Annotated in this window: 10 protein-coding genes and 1 other RNA gene; 3 read left to right on the top strand and 8 right to left on the bottom strand. The window is 71.1% G+C overall.

All coding sequences use genetic code 11. From position 1 onward, the window contains the following. Window positions 1-40: 40 nt before the first annotated feature. The 7 genes from H9633_RS08800 to ffs form a co-directional block, all read right to left on the bottom strand. A complete protein-coding gene (locus H9633_RS08800; protein WP_191712812.1) occupies window positions 41-2,533 on the bottom strand; it encodes a glycoside hydrolase family 65 protein in 2,493 nt (830 codons plus the stop codon). Between the two features lie 29 nt (window positions 2,534-2,562). Further along, on the bottom strand, window positions 2,563-3,303 hold the full coding sequence (locus tag H9633_RS08795) for an HAD family hydrolase (RefSeq protein ID WP_191712811.1): 741 nt from the start codon (window positions 3,301-3,303) through the stop codon (window positions 2,563-2,565). A 65-nt stretch (window positions 3,304-3,368) separates the two neighbouring features. Further along, window positions 3,369-4,592 (bottom strand): acetate/propionate family kinase, encoded by a 1,224-nt coding sequence (locus H9633_RS08790; protein WP_191712810.1) that lies wholly within the window; start codon window positions 4,590-4,592, stop codon window positions 3,369-3,371. Next, a complete protein-coding gene (pta, locus tag H9633_RS08785) occupies window positions 4,589-6,694 on the bottom strand; it encodes a phosphate acetyltransferase (protein WP_191712809.1) in 2,106 nt (701 codons plus the stop codon). The genes H9633_RS08790 and pta overlap by 4 nt, the downstream gene beginning before the upstream one ends. A 56-nt stretch (window positions 6,695-6,750) precedes the next feature. Beyond that, on the bottom strand, window positions 6,751-7,299 hold the full coding sequence (locus tag H9633_RS08780) for a hypothetical protein (protein ID WP_318247240.1): 549 nt from the start codon (window positions 7,297-7,299) through the stop codon (window positions 6,751-6,753). A gap of 74 nt (window positions 7,300-7,373) precedes the next feature. Further along, a complete protein-coding gene (locus H9633_RS08775; protein WP_318247239.1) occupies window positions 7,374-7,991 on the bottom strand; it encodes a rhomboid family intramembrane serine protease in 618 nt (205 codons plus the stop codon). 72 nt (window positions 7,992-8,063) lie between these two features. Next, window positions 8,064-8,159, bottom strand: an RNA gene (gene ffs, locus H9633_RS08770) — signal recognition particle sRNA small type. A 131-nt stretch (window positions 8,160-8,290) separates the two neighbouring features. Between ffs and H9633_RS08765 the strand changes: the two genes are divergently transcribed. Genes H9633_RS08765 through H9633_RS08755 form a run of 3 tightly spaced genes read left to right on the top strand, consistent with a single transcriptional unit; the run spans window position 8,291 to window position 12,636 of the window. Continuing rightward, window positions 8,291-9,265 (top strand): AAA family ATPase, encoded by a 975-nt coding sequence (locus H9633_RS08765; protein ID WP_071643777.1) that lies wholly within the window; start codon window positions 8,291-8,293, stop codon window positions 9,263-9,265. Window positions 9,266-9,272: 7 nt separating this feature from the next. Further along, a complete protein-coding gene (locus H9633_RS08760) occupies window positions 9,273-10,457 on the top strand; it encodes a DUF58 domain-containing protein (RefSeq protein ID WP_191712806.1) in 1,185 nt (394 codons plus the stop codon). Next, complete coding sequence (locus H9633_RS08755; RefSeq protein ID WP_191712805.1) at window positions 10,450-12,636, top strand: transglutaminase family protein; 2,187 nt, start codon at window positions 10,450-10,452, stop codon at window positions 12,634-12,636. Before H9633_RS08760 ends, H9633_RS08755 begins: the two co-directional genes overlap by 8 nt. Before the next feature lie 6 nt (window positions 12,637-12,642). On the opposite strand, the gene trhO is transcribed toward H9633_RS08755, so the two are convergent. After that, window positions 12,643-13,545 (bottom strand): oxygen-dependent tRNA uridine(34) hydroxylase TrhO, encoded by a 903-nt coding sequence (gene trhO, locus H9633_RS08750; protein WP_071643783.1) that lies wholly within the window; start codon window positions 13,543-13,545, stop codon window positions 12,643-12,645. Between the last annotated feature and the right edge of the window lie 54 nt (window positions 13,546-13,599).

Raw genomic sequence — 13,599 nt, 5'->3', positions numbered from 1 at the left:
GGCGTGCCGCCGACATCAGCCCGCCCGTCGTGGGCGGCCGTCAGGCCTCGTAGACGTCGATGATCGGGATCGTCGTCGTCGTCACCGGAAGCGAGACCGACAGGCGCGTGCCGTCGTCGCGACGGGCATCCTCGATGCCGCGCAGCGTGGGCCGTCCCGGTCGCACCGGTCCCTGGCCCGCGAGCAGCACCGAAGCAGGCTCCCCCACCGCTGCACGATACGCCGTGCCGCGCACCGTGAACTCGACGGGGTCGCCTTCGCGCACCTCGAGGCGCAGCTGGCTTCGCGTGACGGTCACCTGCAGCTGCGAGCCGCGCCACTGCAGCGGATACGACAGCTCGGGCCAGTCGACGGGCAGCCGAGGATCGAAGCTCAGCTGGCCGTCATGGTCGCGCATGCCGCCGAATCCGCTGACCAGCACGCTCCACACACCGCCCGCTGACGCCACGTGCACGCCGTCCGAGGAGTTGCTGTGCAGGTCGGCCAGATCGACGTACAGGGCCTGCTCGAAGTACTCCCTGGCGAGGTCCTGGTAGCCCACCTCCGCCGCCATGATCGACTGCACGACGGCCGACAGCGTCGAGTCACCCGTCGTCAGCGGGTCGTAGTAGTCGAAGTCGGCCAGCTTCTCCTCGTCGGTGAAGTGGTTGCCCTGCAGGAACAGCGCGAGCACGACGTCGGCCTGCTTGAGCACCTGGAAGCGGTAGATCACCAGTGGGTGGTAATTCAGCAGCAGCGGGCGCATCTCGGGCGGTGTGCCCTCGAGGTCCCACACCTCGCGCTCCAGGAAGAACGCGTCCTGCGGGTGGATGCCCAGCGCCTCGCTGTACGGGATGTGGATCGCCTCGGCGGCTCGCGTCCAGGCATCCTTCTCCCCGCCGTCGAGACCGGTGCGCTCCACGAGGGCGGAGTACGCCGCCGGATCGTTCACCTCCATCTCGCTGACGATGCGCGCCGCGAAGCGCAGGTTGTACCGCGCCATGACATTCGTGAAGAGATTGTCGTTGACGACGGTGGTGTACTCGTCGGGCCCCGTCACCCCGTGGATGTGGAACGTGGAGTCGCCGTTGGTGCCGCGCCAGAAGCCGAGCGTCGCCCACAGACGCGCGGTCTCGACCGCGATGTCGGCGCCCTCCCGGCGCAGGAAGTCGACGTCGCCGGTGGCGCGGACGTACTTGCCGAGCGCATAGCTGACGTCGGCGTTGATGTGGTACTGCGCGGTGCCGGCGGCGTAGTAGGCCGACGCCTCCTCGCCGTTGATCGTGCGCCACGGGAACAGCGCGCCCGCCTCGTTGAGCTGGGTGGCGCGTCGCCGGGCCGCCGGAAGCATCATCACCCGCGCACGCAGGGCGTTCTTGGCCCACTGCGGCGACGTGTACGTCAGGAACGGCAGCACGTAGATCTCGGTGTCCCAGAAGTAGTGACCGCTGTACCCCGAGCCCGTCAGACCCTTCGCCGCGACGCCGTTCCCGTCGGCGCGGGACGCCGCCTGCGCGAGCTGGAACAGGCACCAGCGTGTCGCCTGCTGCAGATCGTCGTGACCGGCGATCCGCACGTCGGAGCGCCGCCAGAAGGCGTCCAGCCACTCACGCTGCGCCGTGAACAGGGCATCCACGCCCTCCACCCCGACGCGGTCCAGCGAACGACGGCAGCGGTCCACGAGCTCGCGGGGCGGCACGCCGCGCGAGCTGTGGTAGCTGACGATCTTGTCGATCCTGATCGGCACCCCGGCCTTCGCCTGGATCCGGAAGACGTTCTTCGCGATGTCGGGCTCGACGAGCGTGCGAGCGCTGTACTCGTTCTCGGTCTCGATGATGTGGTCGGCGACGACGGCGACCGTCATCCCGGAGTCCGAGACGCGGTACGACAGCGCCGAGCGCAGACCGTCCTGCCAGTACTCCACCGGCTGCAGCACGCGCTCCGTGATCCGGTCGGCCTTGCGCGGATCGAAACCGGGCTTGCCGTCGCCCTTGCCCGCCATCGGGTCGCCCGCGTAGATGCCCGCGCCGTCCTGCCGGTTGACCATCTGGCAGCTGACCGTGACCGGCGCGTCGGCGTTCTCGACCGTGAGCTCGAGACGGAGCACGGCGAGGTGGCGCTCCTCGAAGCTGACCATCCGCTCGTCGCGCATCCGCACCCGCTTGCCCGACGGGGTCATCCACACGACGCTGCGCTCGAGCACGCCGGTGCGCATGTCCAGCGCGCGCGAGTACTCGTGCACCTCCATCTCGTCGAACGAGAGCGGCTCGTCGTCGATGTACACGCGCATGATCTTGGCGTCGGGCGCGTTCACGATCGTCTGCCCGACCTCCGCGAACCCGTACGCCTGCTCGGCGTGGCGGATCGGCCAGGTCTCATGCAGGCCGTTGATGAAGGTGCCGTGCTCGTACGCGCCTCGACCCTCGATGTGGTTGCCGCGCAGACCGAGGTAGCCGTTGCCGACGGTGAAGACGGTCTCGGATACCCCCTCCTCGTCGTAACGGGTCTCGACGAGGCGCCAGGGGTCGACGGGGTAGCGGTCGCGATCGATCATGCTCTCTCCGAAAGCGTGTGAGGGGGGGGTCAGTTCTGCGCGTCGCCGAGCAGGAGGGCAAGATCATCGACGATACAGGTCGCGCCCGCCTCACGCAGACTCGCGGCCCCCGCACCGCGATCGACTCCGACCACATCGCCGTATCCTGCCGCGGACGCCGAGGCGACACCGGACACCGCGTCCTCCACCGCGATGGCCTCAGCTGGGTCGACGCCCAGCATCCGCGCGCCCTCGAGGAACATGTCCGCTGCGGGCTTCGAGGCGAGCTCGTCGCGCTCGGCGACGAGCCCGTCGACGACGACGCGGAAGAAGTCGCGGATGCCCGCGCTCGCGAGCACCTCACCGGCGTTCTTCGAGCTCGACACGACACCCATCGGCACGCCGGCGTCGCGCAGGCTCTGCAGCAGGGCCAGGGAGCCGGGGTAAGCGGCGATGCCCTCGCTGCGCAGCACGGCGATGAACGCGTCGTTCTTGCGGTTTCCGATGCCGCACACCGTCTCGGCCTCGGGCGGATCGGTGACCTCTCCCCACGGCAGCTCGACGTTGCGGCTGCGCAGCAGGCTGGCGACCCCGTCGTAGCGCTTCTTGCCGTCGACGTACGCGAAGTAGTCCTCGTCGGTGTACGGCGGCTCGATGCCCCAGCGCGCGAAGACCTCGTCGAAGACCTTCTGCCAGGCGCGCATGTGCACCTCGGCCGTGGGGGTCAGCACGCCGTCGAGATCGAAGAGCACACCGGTGGTGCGGTGCAGATCGGGGAGAGCGTCGGGCATGGAACCTCCTGGGTCGGACGGGCTCGTCCAGCCTAGTGAGACAGCGGATGCGGCGCGTGCGACCGTCAGATGGCGGACAGCGTCTGACGGGCGATCTCGAGCTCCTCGTCGGTGGGCACGACGAGGACCTCGACGGCGGAGTCGTCGGACGAGATGCGCCGGATGCCGCGCCCGCGCGATCCGTTGCGCTCCGCGTCGACCTTCACACCGAGGAAGCCGAAGGTGGCGAGTGCGTCCGCCCGCACGTCGACCGCGTTCTCGCCGACGCCGGCGGTGAAGACGATGACATCCACCCCGCCCAGCTGCGCGACGTAGGCGCCGAGGTAGGCGCGGAGCCGATGCACGTACACGTCGTACGCCAGCGTCGCCTGCTCCTCGCCCGCGGCGCGCCCGGCGAGGATGTCACGCATGTCGCTGCGACCCGCGAGGCCGAGCAGTCCGCTGCGCTTGTTGAGCAGCTCGTCCAGCTCGTCGGTGCTGAGCCCGGCCCGGCGGGACAGATGGAACAGCGCCGCCGGGTCGATGTCGCCGGTGCGGGTGCCCATCACCAGACCTTCGAGCGGGGTGAAGCCCATCGACGTCTCGACAGAGCGACCACCGTCGACGGCGGTCATGGATGCCCCGTTGCCGAGGTGCAGCACGATCTGGCGCAGCTGCGCGAGGTCGCGCCCCAGGAACGATGCGGCGGCCTCGGAGACGTACTTGTGGCTGGTGCCGTGGAATCCGTAACGGCGGATGCGGTGCTCGTCTGCGGTGGCGGCATCCAGCGCGTACGTGTACGCCGCCGGCGGGAGGGTCTGGTGGAACGCCGTGTCGAACACGGCCACATGCGGCACGTCCCGGAAGGCCGCACGGGCCGCCCGGATGCCGGCCAGGTTCGCCGGGTTGTGCAGCGGGGCCAGAACGCTGAGGTCGCCGATGTTGATCTCGACCAGAGAGGTGATCACGGTCGGCTCGAAGAACCGCGCTCCGCCGTGCACCACACGGTGCCCCACGGCGACGGGCGGATGCTCGCCGAGGTCGGGTCCGTGCTCGGCGAACTGGGCGAGCATGACGGCGAACGCCTCGTGATGATCGGCGATCGGCCGCTCTTGCGAATGACGCACGTCGAGGATCGTCGGCGCCGGCTCTCCGGGCTCGGCGGTCACCCGCGCGGTGTGACTGACGACGCCGGTGCCCTGTCCGATGCGCTCGATGAGGCCGCTGCCCAGCTCGAGCTCACGGGACGGATCGATCAGGCTGTACTTCAGCGACGAGGAGCCGCTGTTGATGACCAGCACGACGCTCATGCCGGTTCTCCCTGCGCCTGGATCGCTGTGATCGCGACGGTGTTGACGATGTCGTCGACGAGCGCGCCGCGCGACAGGTCGTTGATCGGCTTGTTCAGCCCCTGCAGCACCGGCCCGATCGCCACCGCGCCGGCCGAGCGCTGCACGGCCTTGTAGGTGTTGTTGCCGGTGTTGAGGTCGGGGAAGACGAACACGGTGGCTCGTCCGGCGACCTCGGATTCGGGCAGCTTGGCCTTGGCGACGGCGGCATCGGCCGCTGCGTCGTACTGGATCGGCCCTTCGACGGGCAGCAGGGGGTCGCGCTCGCGCACCAGGGCCGTGGCCGCGCGCACCTTCTCGACATCGGCTCCGGAGCCGGACTCGCCCGTGGAGTACGAGAGCATCGCGACGCGCGGGTCGATGCCGAAGCGTCGGGCGGTCGCCGCAGATGAGATGGCGATGTCGGCCAGCTGGGTGCTCGTGGGGTCGGGGATCACGGCGCAGTCGCCGTACACGAGAACCCGATCGGCGAGTGCCATCAGGAAGACGCTCGACACGACCTCGACCCCGGGCTTGGTCTTGATGATCTCGAAGGAGGGGCGGATGGTGTGCGCCGTGGTGTGCGCGGCGCCAGAGACCATCCCGTCGGCGAGCCCGAGGTGCACCATCATGGTGCCGAAGTACGACACGTCGGTGACGGTGTCGGCTGCCTGCTGCAGGGTGATGCCCTTGTGCGCGCGCAGCCGCGCGTACTCCTGCGCGAACCGCTGCACGAGCGCCGGGTCGTTCGGGCTGAGCACCTGTGCGGCGGAGATGTCGAGCCCGAGCGCCGCGGCGCGGGCGCGGATGCCCGCCTCGTCGCCGAGGATGGTGAGATCCGCCACCTCGCGGGCGAGCAGGATGGCTGCCGCCCGCAGGATCCGATCGTCCGTTCCCTCGGGGAGGACGATCCGCTTGCGCTCGCTGCGCGCCCGCTCGATCAGCCCGTACTGGAACATCAGCGGAGTGACCACCGTGGACTCGGCGAGGCCCATCTGCTCGGTCAGCTCGGAGATGTCGATGTGCTTCTGGAACAGCTCCAGCGCGGTCTGGTAGCGCTGCGCGGACTCCGGACTCATCCGGCCGCGGGAGCCCATGATGCGCACGGCGGTGTCGAAGGTGCCCAGGTCGGTCGCGATGATCGGCACGACGAGCTCGAATCCGTCGATCAGCTGCAGGATCGGCTCGGGCAGCTCGAACGGCCCGTTCAGCACGATGCCCGCCAGGTCGGGGAAGGTGCCGGATGTCGCGGCGAGCACCGTGGCGAGCAGCGTCTCGGTGCGATCAGCGGCGATCACCACGACCGAGCCCTCGGTCAGGCGGGGCAGCACGTTGACCATGGACATGCCCGCGATCACGATGCTGTACGCCTCGCGCTCGAGCAGCTCGTCGCCGCCGCGCACGAGTCGACCGTCGACGGCGCGCATGATCCCGCGCATGGAGGGGGCGACGAGCGAGCGCTCTTCCGGGATGGCCCACACCGGGGTGCGACCGTCCTCGACCAGCTCGATGATCCGACCGAGCAGGTCGGACTCGGCACGGTTGACGACGAGCGCGAAGAGTTCCGCCCGCTCGGCCGCGAGCTCGGCGATCGCGAGCGCGGCGATCTGCTGCACCTGCTCGGGGGTGCGTGCGGTGGTCGTGCCCAGCTGCTCTGCCTGGTTCTGACTGTCGCGCCCCGACAGGACGAGCATCACGGGCACACCGAGGTTGGCGGCGATCCTCGCGTTGTAGCCGAGCTCGGCAGGTCCGGCGACGTCGGTGTAGTCGCTGCCGACGACGATGACCGCGTCGCACTGCGCCTCGACGGCCTTGAAACGCGCGACGATCGTGCCGAGGGCCGCATCCGGGTCGTGGCGCACGTCGTCGTAGGTCACGCCGATGCAGTCGTCGTATTCGAGGTGCACGCCGTCGTGGGCCAGCAGCAGCTCGAGGACCGTGTCGCGTTCATCGGCGGAGCGGATGATGGGCCGGAACACGCCGACACGGGGCGAGACGCGCATCACCGCGTCGAGCACGCCGAGCGCGATCGTCGACTTGCCCGTGTGTCCTTCGGCAGACGTGATGTAAATGCTCCGTGCCACGTGCCCAGCCTAGTGACCGGCGGGAGGCGCGGCGGTGAGGGGCGGCATCCCGGGGCTCAGCCCGCCGCGCACGGCCCGGACAGGGCATCCACCACCGCGGCGGCGTCGTCCGCGAATCGGGCGTAGTGCTCGGGGTCGGAGTTGATCTGCACCCGGTTGATGGCGTGCGTCGGCTCGAGGCTCTGCCAGTCGGGCACGCGCCTGAGACGGGTGAAGAACATCGACGACGCGGAGGCCGGATCCATCCGCTCCGCGACGCTCCCCCACCAGTCCTGCTGCTGGAACAGCCCGATGCTCGAGGTGCGGCTGCCGTCGGGGTTGACCACCCCGGACGTCTCCCAGTCGCCGTGATCGAGGTTGCGCAGCGAGCTCTCTCCCATCGCCGCCATGACGCCGATGACCTGACCGTCGCGAGCGAACCCGAGCTCGCGCGCGGTGCGCACGACGATCGCCGCGTTCTCGAGCTGCTCGCCCCGCCACCCGCTCACTCCGAATGCCGGGTACGCCGCAGGATCATCGAGGCAGTACCCCTCGGCACGCGGAGCGGTGATGAGGGCGAGAATCGCGAGAGCACCGGATGCCAGAAGCGCCACCACCGCGGTCACCGCCGCCACTCTGAGCCCGTGCCGGCGCTGTGCGCGCGCCCGAGATCGGCCCGTGCGAGATCCGCGGCGAGCGCTCACGATCCCCCGCGTGCGAGGGCGCCCCGAGCGGGACGTCGCGCGGCCAGCGCGGCGATGCCGCCGCCGATCGCCCCGAACAGATGCGCCTGCCACGACACCCCCGCCCCGGCGCCGAAGATGCCGGTGAGCACGGTCGTGCCGTACAGCACGATGACGATGACGGCGATCGCCGCGTAGGCGATGCGATGCGACACACGACCGGGCGCGAACACGCGCAGCACGGTGTAGCCGAAGTATCCGAACACGAGCACGGACGCGCCGACGGTGAGGGTTCCGGGGGCGTTCAGCAGCCAGGTTCCCGCGCCGCCCACCACGGCGATGATGCCCGTCACCGCCCAGAAGCGCTTCGCGCCTTCCACCGCCACCAGACAGCCGAGCACGAGCAGGGGCAGCGAGTTGCTGATCAGATGCGCCCAGCCGGCGTGCAGCAGCGGGCCGAGCACGAGGCCGGGAAGGCTGGCGGGGTCCCACGAGCGCAGTCCCCAGCCGGTGAACGATCCCGGCAGCACGGCGTCGAGCAGCTGGATCGCCCACATCAGGGCGAGCAGCGCCACCGGCGCGAGGAAGCGTCCTGCTGATGAGGAGCGCGGGACGGAGGCGGCGGGGGCGGTCACGGGTCGATCCTCGCAGGGCATCCGGTGAGAGAGCCGAGGGCCGCGGCGTCGCGACGCCGTCACTCGGAGAAGAGAAAAGACCCTCCGCGCACCCGACAGAGCCCGGTTGCCCTTGCTACGTTTCCGTCCTGGGGGATTGGCCTGGATGCCGTCACGCGGAGAGCCGTCGACCAGTCTACCCGAACGATGACGGACGCTCGGACAGCAGGCCGACGGCACGGCCGTGCCCTGGTCCGCGACCGCGTCGGACGGACGGCGTTACGATCATCAGACGCACCGTCGCGCACGAGAGGGCCCGCATGCACGAGAACGCACCGCTCACCGCCGAGCAGTTCAGCCTGCACACATCGGGCATCGTCGCCTCGGTCGCGTCGGTGATCGACGGCAAGGCGGATGCCGTGCGCAACGCCCTCGTCTGCCTGCTGGCCGAGGGGCACCTGCTCATCGAAGACGTTCCCGGTGTGGGCAAGACGATGCTCGCCCGCGCCCTGGCGGCGAGCGTCGACGCCACGGTGCGCCGCATCCAGTTCACCCCAGACCTGCTGCCTGGCGACGTCACCGGCGTCGCGGTGTACGACCCGGTGGAGCGGGAGTTCGAGTTCAAGCGGGGCGCGATCTTCGCGCACATCGTGATCGCCGACGAGATCAACCGCGCCTCGCCGAAGACCCAGTCGGCGCTGCTCGAGGCGATGGAGGAGCATCAGGTCACGGTCGACGGCGACACGCATCCGCTCCCCGATCCGTTCCTGGTGGTGGCGACGCAGAACCCCCTCGAGATGGAGGGCACGTATCCGCTCCCCGAGGCGCAGCGCGACCGGTTCATGATGCGCATCTCGATGGGGTATCCGGATGCCGCCGCCGAGGCGCTCATGCTCCGCCAGCGCGACACCGCCAACCCGCTCTCGGCCATCGAGCCCGTCGCGGACGCCGCGACGGTGCGCGCGCTGATCTCGTGGGCGCGCCGCGTGCACGTCGCCGCGTCGCTCGAGGAGTACGCCGTCGCGCTCGCTCAGGCCACCCGGCAGGATCCGAGTCTGCATCTCGGCGCGAGCCCGCGGGCGACCCTGCAGCTGGTGCGCGCGGCGAAGGTGGTCGCCGCGCTCGACGGCCGCGACTACGTGGTGCCCGACGACCTGGCAGACCTGGTCATCCCGGTCTTCGCGCATCGCCTGCTGGCGGCGCGCGGTGTGCACCGGGCCGGTGCCCAGCCGGTCGAGGCGGCTCTGCGTCAGATCGTCGCGCGCGTGCCCGTGCCGTTCGCGGCGCGCGTCTGAGCGCATCATGCGCGCCCGTCCGCTGACCGCTCGAGGAGCAGCGTGCCTGCTGCTCGGGGTGGTGCTGTGCGCTGCCGCGAACATCCTCGCCGCCCGCGCGCTGCTCTACGTCGGCGTGCTGCTCATCGTGCTCCCGCTCATCGCGCTGCTCGCCGTGCGCGCGCCGCGGAGACGTGGCGACGTGTGGCGGCAGATCTCCACCGACCTCCTCGCCGTCGGCGAGACGTCGCGGGTCACCGTGCGTTTCGAGCTGTACGCTCCCGGCATCCCGCGCGGCCGCTGGAGCGACACCCTCCCCGAGGCGGTGCGCGGCGATGCCACCGGTGAGTATCCCGGCGAGAGCCGACTGCTGCACTACGACCTGGAGGGGGTTCGTCGCGGCACGGCGACGCTCGGCCCGCTGCTGCTGCGCACCGTCGACCCGTTCGGCCTCGCGCAGCGGGTGCAGGCCTTCGGGCAGACGAGGATGATCACGGTCGTGCCTCAGGTGGTCGCGCTCGCCCCGCTGCCGACCAGGCTGGGCGCGGCGGGCGGCGCGGCGCAGACCCGCTCGACGCGCGTCGGGCAGGGAGCCGACAACCTGATCCCACGTGCGTACCTGTCGGGCGACTCACGGCGGCGGATCCACTGGCGCGCCACCGCGCATCGCGGGTCGCTGATGGTCCGGCAGGAGGAGGAAGAGGCGAGTCCGGATGCCGTCGTCGTGCTCGACCGCGCCGCATCGCGCTGGCAGAGCGCGGGCGGCGCCGTCGACCCCGCGTTCGAGGCTGCGGTGTCGCTGTGTGCGTCGGCCGCGCTGCGCTTCGCGCAGGACGGCTACAGCGTCGACATCTTCGACAGCGCCGGTTCGCTGCTCGGGGCGCTGCGCGGGCACGAGGACGACCGGGACGGTCTGCTGGTCGCCCTGGCGACCGTGACACCCCGCGGGGACTCGCGCGACCTGCGCACGATCGTCGGCGGCACACCGCCCGGCCCGCTGGTGGTCGTCACCGGGGCGATCGACCCCGACGCTGCCGCGCGTCTGAGCACCGCGGGCGCCTCGGCCCCGATGCTGATCGCAGCCGGCGCTCGCGCCGATGCCCTCGCGGTCGCCGCCGATCGCGGCTGGAACGTCGCCGCGCTGCCCCCGGCGGCGGACCCGGCCGACGTGTGGGAAGCGGCGCTACCCCAAGCGAAGGCGGCGCATGACTGAGCCCGTGAGCGCCACGTCGCGGCCCGGCGTCGTCGGGCCGGGGATGCTGGCCGTGGTCGCGACCCTCGTCGCGATGTGGCCGTACACCGCGGTCATCGCGCCCGGAGGGTGGACGTTCGCGATCGTGGTGATCGTCGCCACGGTCGCCGCCGCGGGCATGGTGGCAAGGCGGCTCCTCCGCGGGCTGCAGGACGGCATCCGGTCTCTGCTCGCTCTGCTGCTGCAGCTGGTCGCCCTCACCCTCGCGCTGACGAGCCTGCTGGCGGGCGAGACCGCCGAGTTCGGTCTCGTGCCCACCGCGGCGAGTGTGGAGCTGACCGGTCTGCGTCTGCAGCGTGCGGTGGACGAGATCTCGAACGGGGTCGCCCCGATCGACTCGACCGTCTCGATGACCACGGCGATGGGGCTCGCCTTCGCGCTGGTCGCCCTGCTCGTCGATCATCTGCTGGCTCACCGGCTGGTCGTGCTCACCGTGCTCTTCACCTCGGTCGTGGGCGCCGTGCCGATGCTGCTGACCTTCGGATCGGTGAACCTGGTGTGGTTCGTGCTGCAGGCGGTGATGATCCTGATCGTCCTGCGCTTCGGCGCCAGGCACGACCCAGACGCCGTGCGGCATTCTCCCCTCGTCGCCGCGGGCCTCATCGGCGCGACCGCGATCGCCGCCACCGTCTTCGTCTCCCCCGCGCTGCCGTTGAGCGAGGCCGGCGGGGGGAACGGGCGGCTGTCGACGATCAACGCCGACCTGCGACTGGGCGACGACCTGCGTCGCCCCGACGAGACGAGAGCCCTCACCCTCGTCACCTCGGCCGCCGCCCCTCCGTATCTCAGGCTGGCGACGCTGTCGAGGTTCGACGGCGAGGTGTGGCGGCCTGACCGCTCCGACCGCAACCCGGTGGAGGACGGCTTCGGCGACCGCCCGTGGCGCGACGACATCGAGACGGTCGAGCACGAGGTCTCGATCCGGGTGGTGGGGATCTCGAGTTCCCGGCTCCCCGTGCCATACGCTGCCGAAGCGATCAGCGGCCTGCCGCGGGGCTGGCAGGCGATGCCGCTGAACCGCACCGTGGTCAGCGCGACGCAGGACGCCGCGGGCGCCGACTACACCGTGCAGATGGCGACCCCGGCACCGAGCCTCGAGCAGATCCGGGCGAGCTCGACCGGCGGATCCGGCCTCGTCGCAGCGCCGGCGGACGACCTTCCGGAGATCATCGGCGACCTCGCGCGCGAGGTCACCGCCGGTGCCGACACGGACTACGACCGGCTGCTGGCTCTGCAGGACTGGTTCCGCTCGGAGTTCGAGTACTCCCTCGACGCACCGGTCGAAGACGGCTTCGACGGCACCGGGGCCGACGCGGTGGCCACCTTCCTCGATGTGCGCAGCGGATACTGCATCCACTTCGCCGGCGCCTTCGCCCTGATGGCCCAGACCCTCGACATGCCCGTGCGCATCGTGGTCGGCTATCTGCCCGGCACGTCGACCGACGAGAAGCGCGGCGAGCAGCGCGTGTACTCCGTCACGAGCGACAAGCTGCACTCCTGGCCCGAGGTGTACTTCCGGGGCGTCGGCTGGGTGCCGTTCGAGCCGACGGCGACGCTCGGGACGCCGACCGACTTCACCTCCGACGCGGGAGCAGGCGGCGACGGCGGCGAGGCGGCACCGACCGCGTCCGCCGCGCCGACCGCGGTGCCGTCGACGGCGCCGACCGGCGGGCCCGACCGCAGCGACGAGGACGCCGGCGCCGGTGGCGACGGGGCCCTGGGCCAGCTCGACCCCACCCCGGTGGCGCTGATCGTCGCCGGCGCGCTGGTCGTGCTGCTGCTGCCCGCTCTCGTGCGCGCAGTGCGCCGGATGCTGCGAATCCGCCGCGCCGCGGCGGGCGACGCCATCGCCGCCTGGCGGGAGGTGTCCGACACCATGGCCGACCTGAGACTGCCGCTGCACGCCTCCGAGACCGCGCGCACGCGGGCGCAGTCGCTCGCCGCGGCGCACGGGGCGGACGCCGGCGCGCTGCGCGAGCTCGTGACGGCCGTCGAACGCCGCAGCTATGCCGAGGGCGGCCCTGCGGGAGGAGAGCTCGACGCGTCTCTGCGTCGGGTGCTCCGCGACCTGGAGGCGGGCGTCAGCGGGCGACGCCGCCTGCTCGCCAGGCTGCTGCCCGCGTCGCTGCTGCGCCGCTGAGCGGGCTCAGGCGGTCGCGGCCGACGTGTGCTCCTCGCACGGCACGGCCGCGCACTCGGCGCACACGACGAACTGCCGGCGGCACGATGCGTCGGGGCAGTTCGCGGTGCGACTGGTCGCCGCTCCGCACCCGGCGCACGTGCCGATGACCGCGGCGTGGTCGCTGAACTCGACCGATCCGCGCCCGTCGAAGACGTAAAGCGATCCCTCCCACAGTCCGTCGTCACCGTACTTCTCGCCGTAGCGGACGATGCCTCCGTCGAGCTGGTACACCTCGCCGAAGCCGCGCGAGAGCATCAGACTCGACAGCACCTCGCATCGGATGCCGCCGGTGCAGTAGGTGACAACGGGCCTGCCCTTCAGGTCGTCGTACGCCCCCTCGTCGAGCAGGCGGACGAAGTCGCGCGTGGTGTCGGTGTCGGGCACGACCGCGTTCCTGAACCGGCCGATCTCGGCCTCGAGCGCGTTGCGGCCGTCGAAGAAGACGACCTCGTCGCCGCGCTCGGCGATCAGGCGGTGCAGCTGGTCGGGGTCGAGCCTGGCTCCGCCGCCCACGACACCGTGCTCATCGACGCGCAGCTCGTCGGGCGCGCCGAACGAGACGATCTCGTCGCGCACCTTCACGCTCAGCTTGGGGAAGTCGACGCTGTAGCCGTCGGCGTCGATCGCCGTGCCCTCGCTCCACTTGATGTCGGCATCCGCGAACGCCGGATGCTGGCGGAAGCGCCGCACCCATCTCTTCACCGCCGGCAGATCGCCGCCGAGCGTGCCGTTGATGCCGTGCTCGGAGATGATGATGCGCCCGCGAAGCGCGAGCGCCTCGCACAGGTCCCGCTGCCAGAGGCGGATCGCCTGCGGGTCCGCGAGCGGCGCGAACGCGTAGAACAGCACGATCTTGGGGGTGGGCACCAGGAGATTCTACGGAAAAGTCCCCCGGGGGGGGGGGCGGGGGGGGGGGGGGGG

It is taken from the genome of Microbacterium commune (genome assembly GCF_014836945.1).
Lineage (GTDB): Bacteria > Actinomycetota > Actinomycetes > Actinomycetales > Microbacteriaceae > Microbacterium > Microbacterium commune.
Note: the sequence above shows the minus strand (reverse complement) of the source record. Positions and strands in the feature narration are given on the sequence as shown.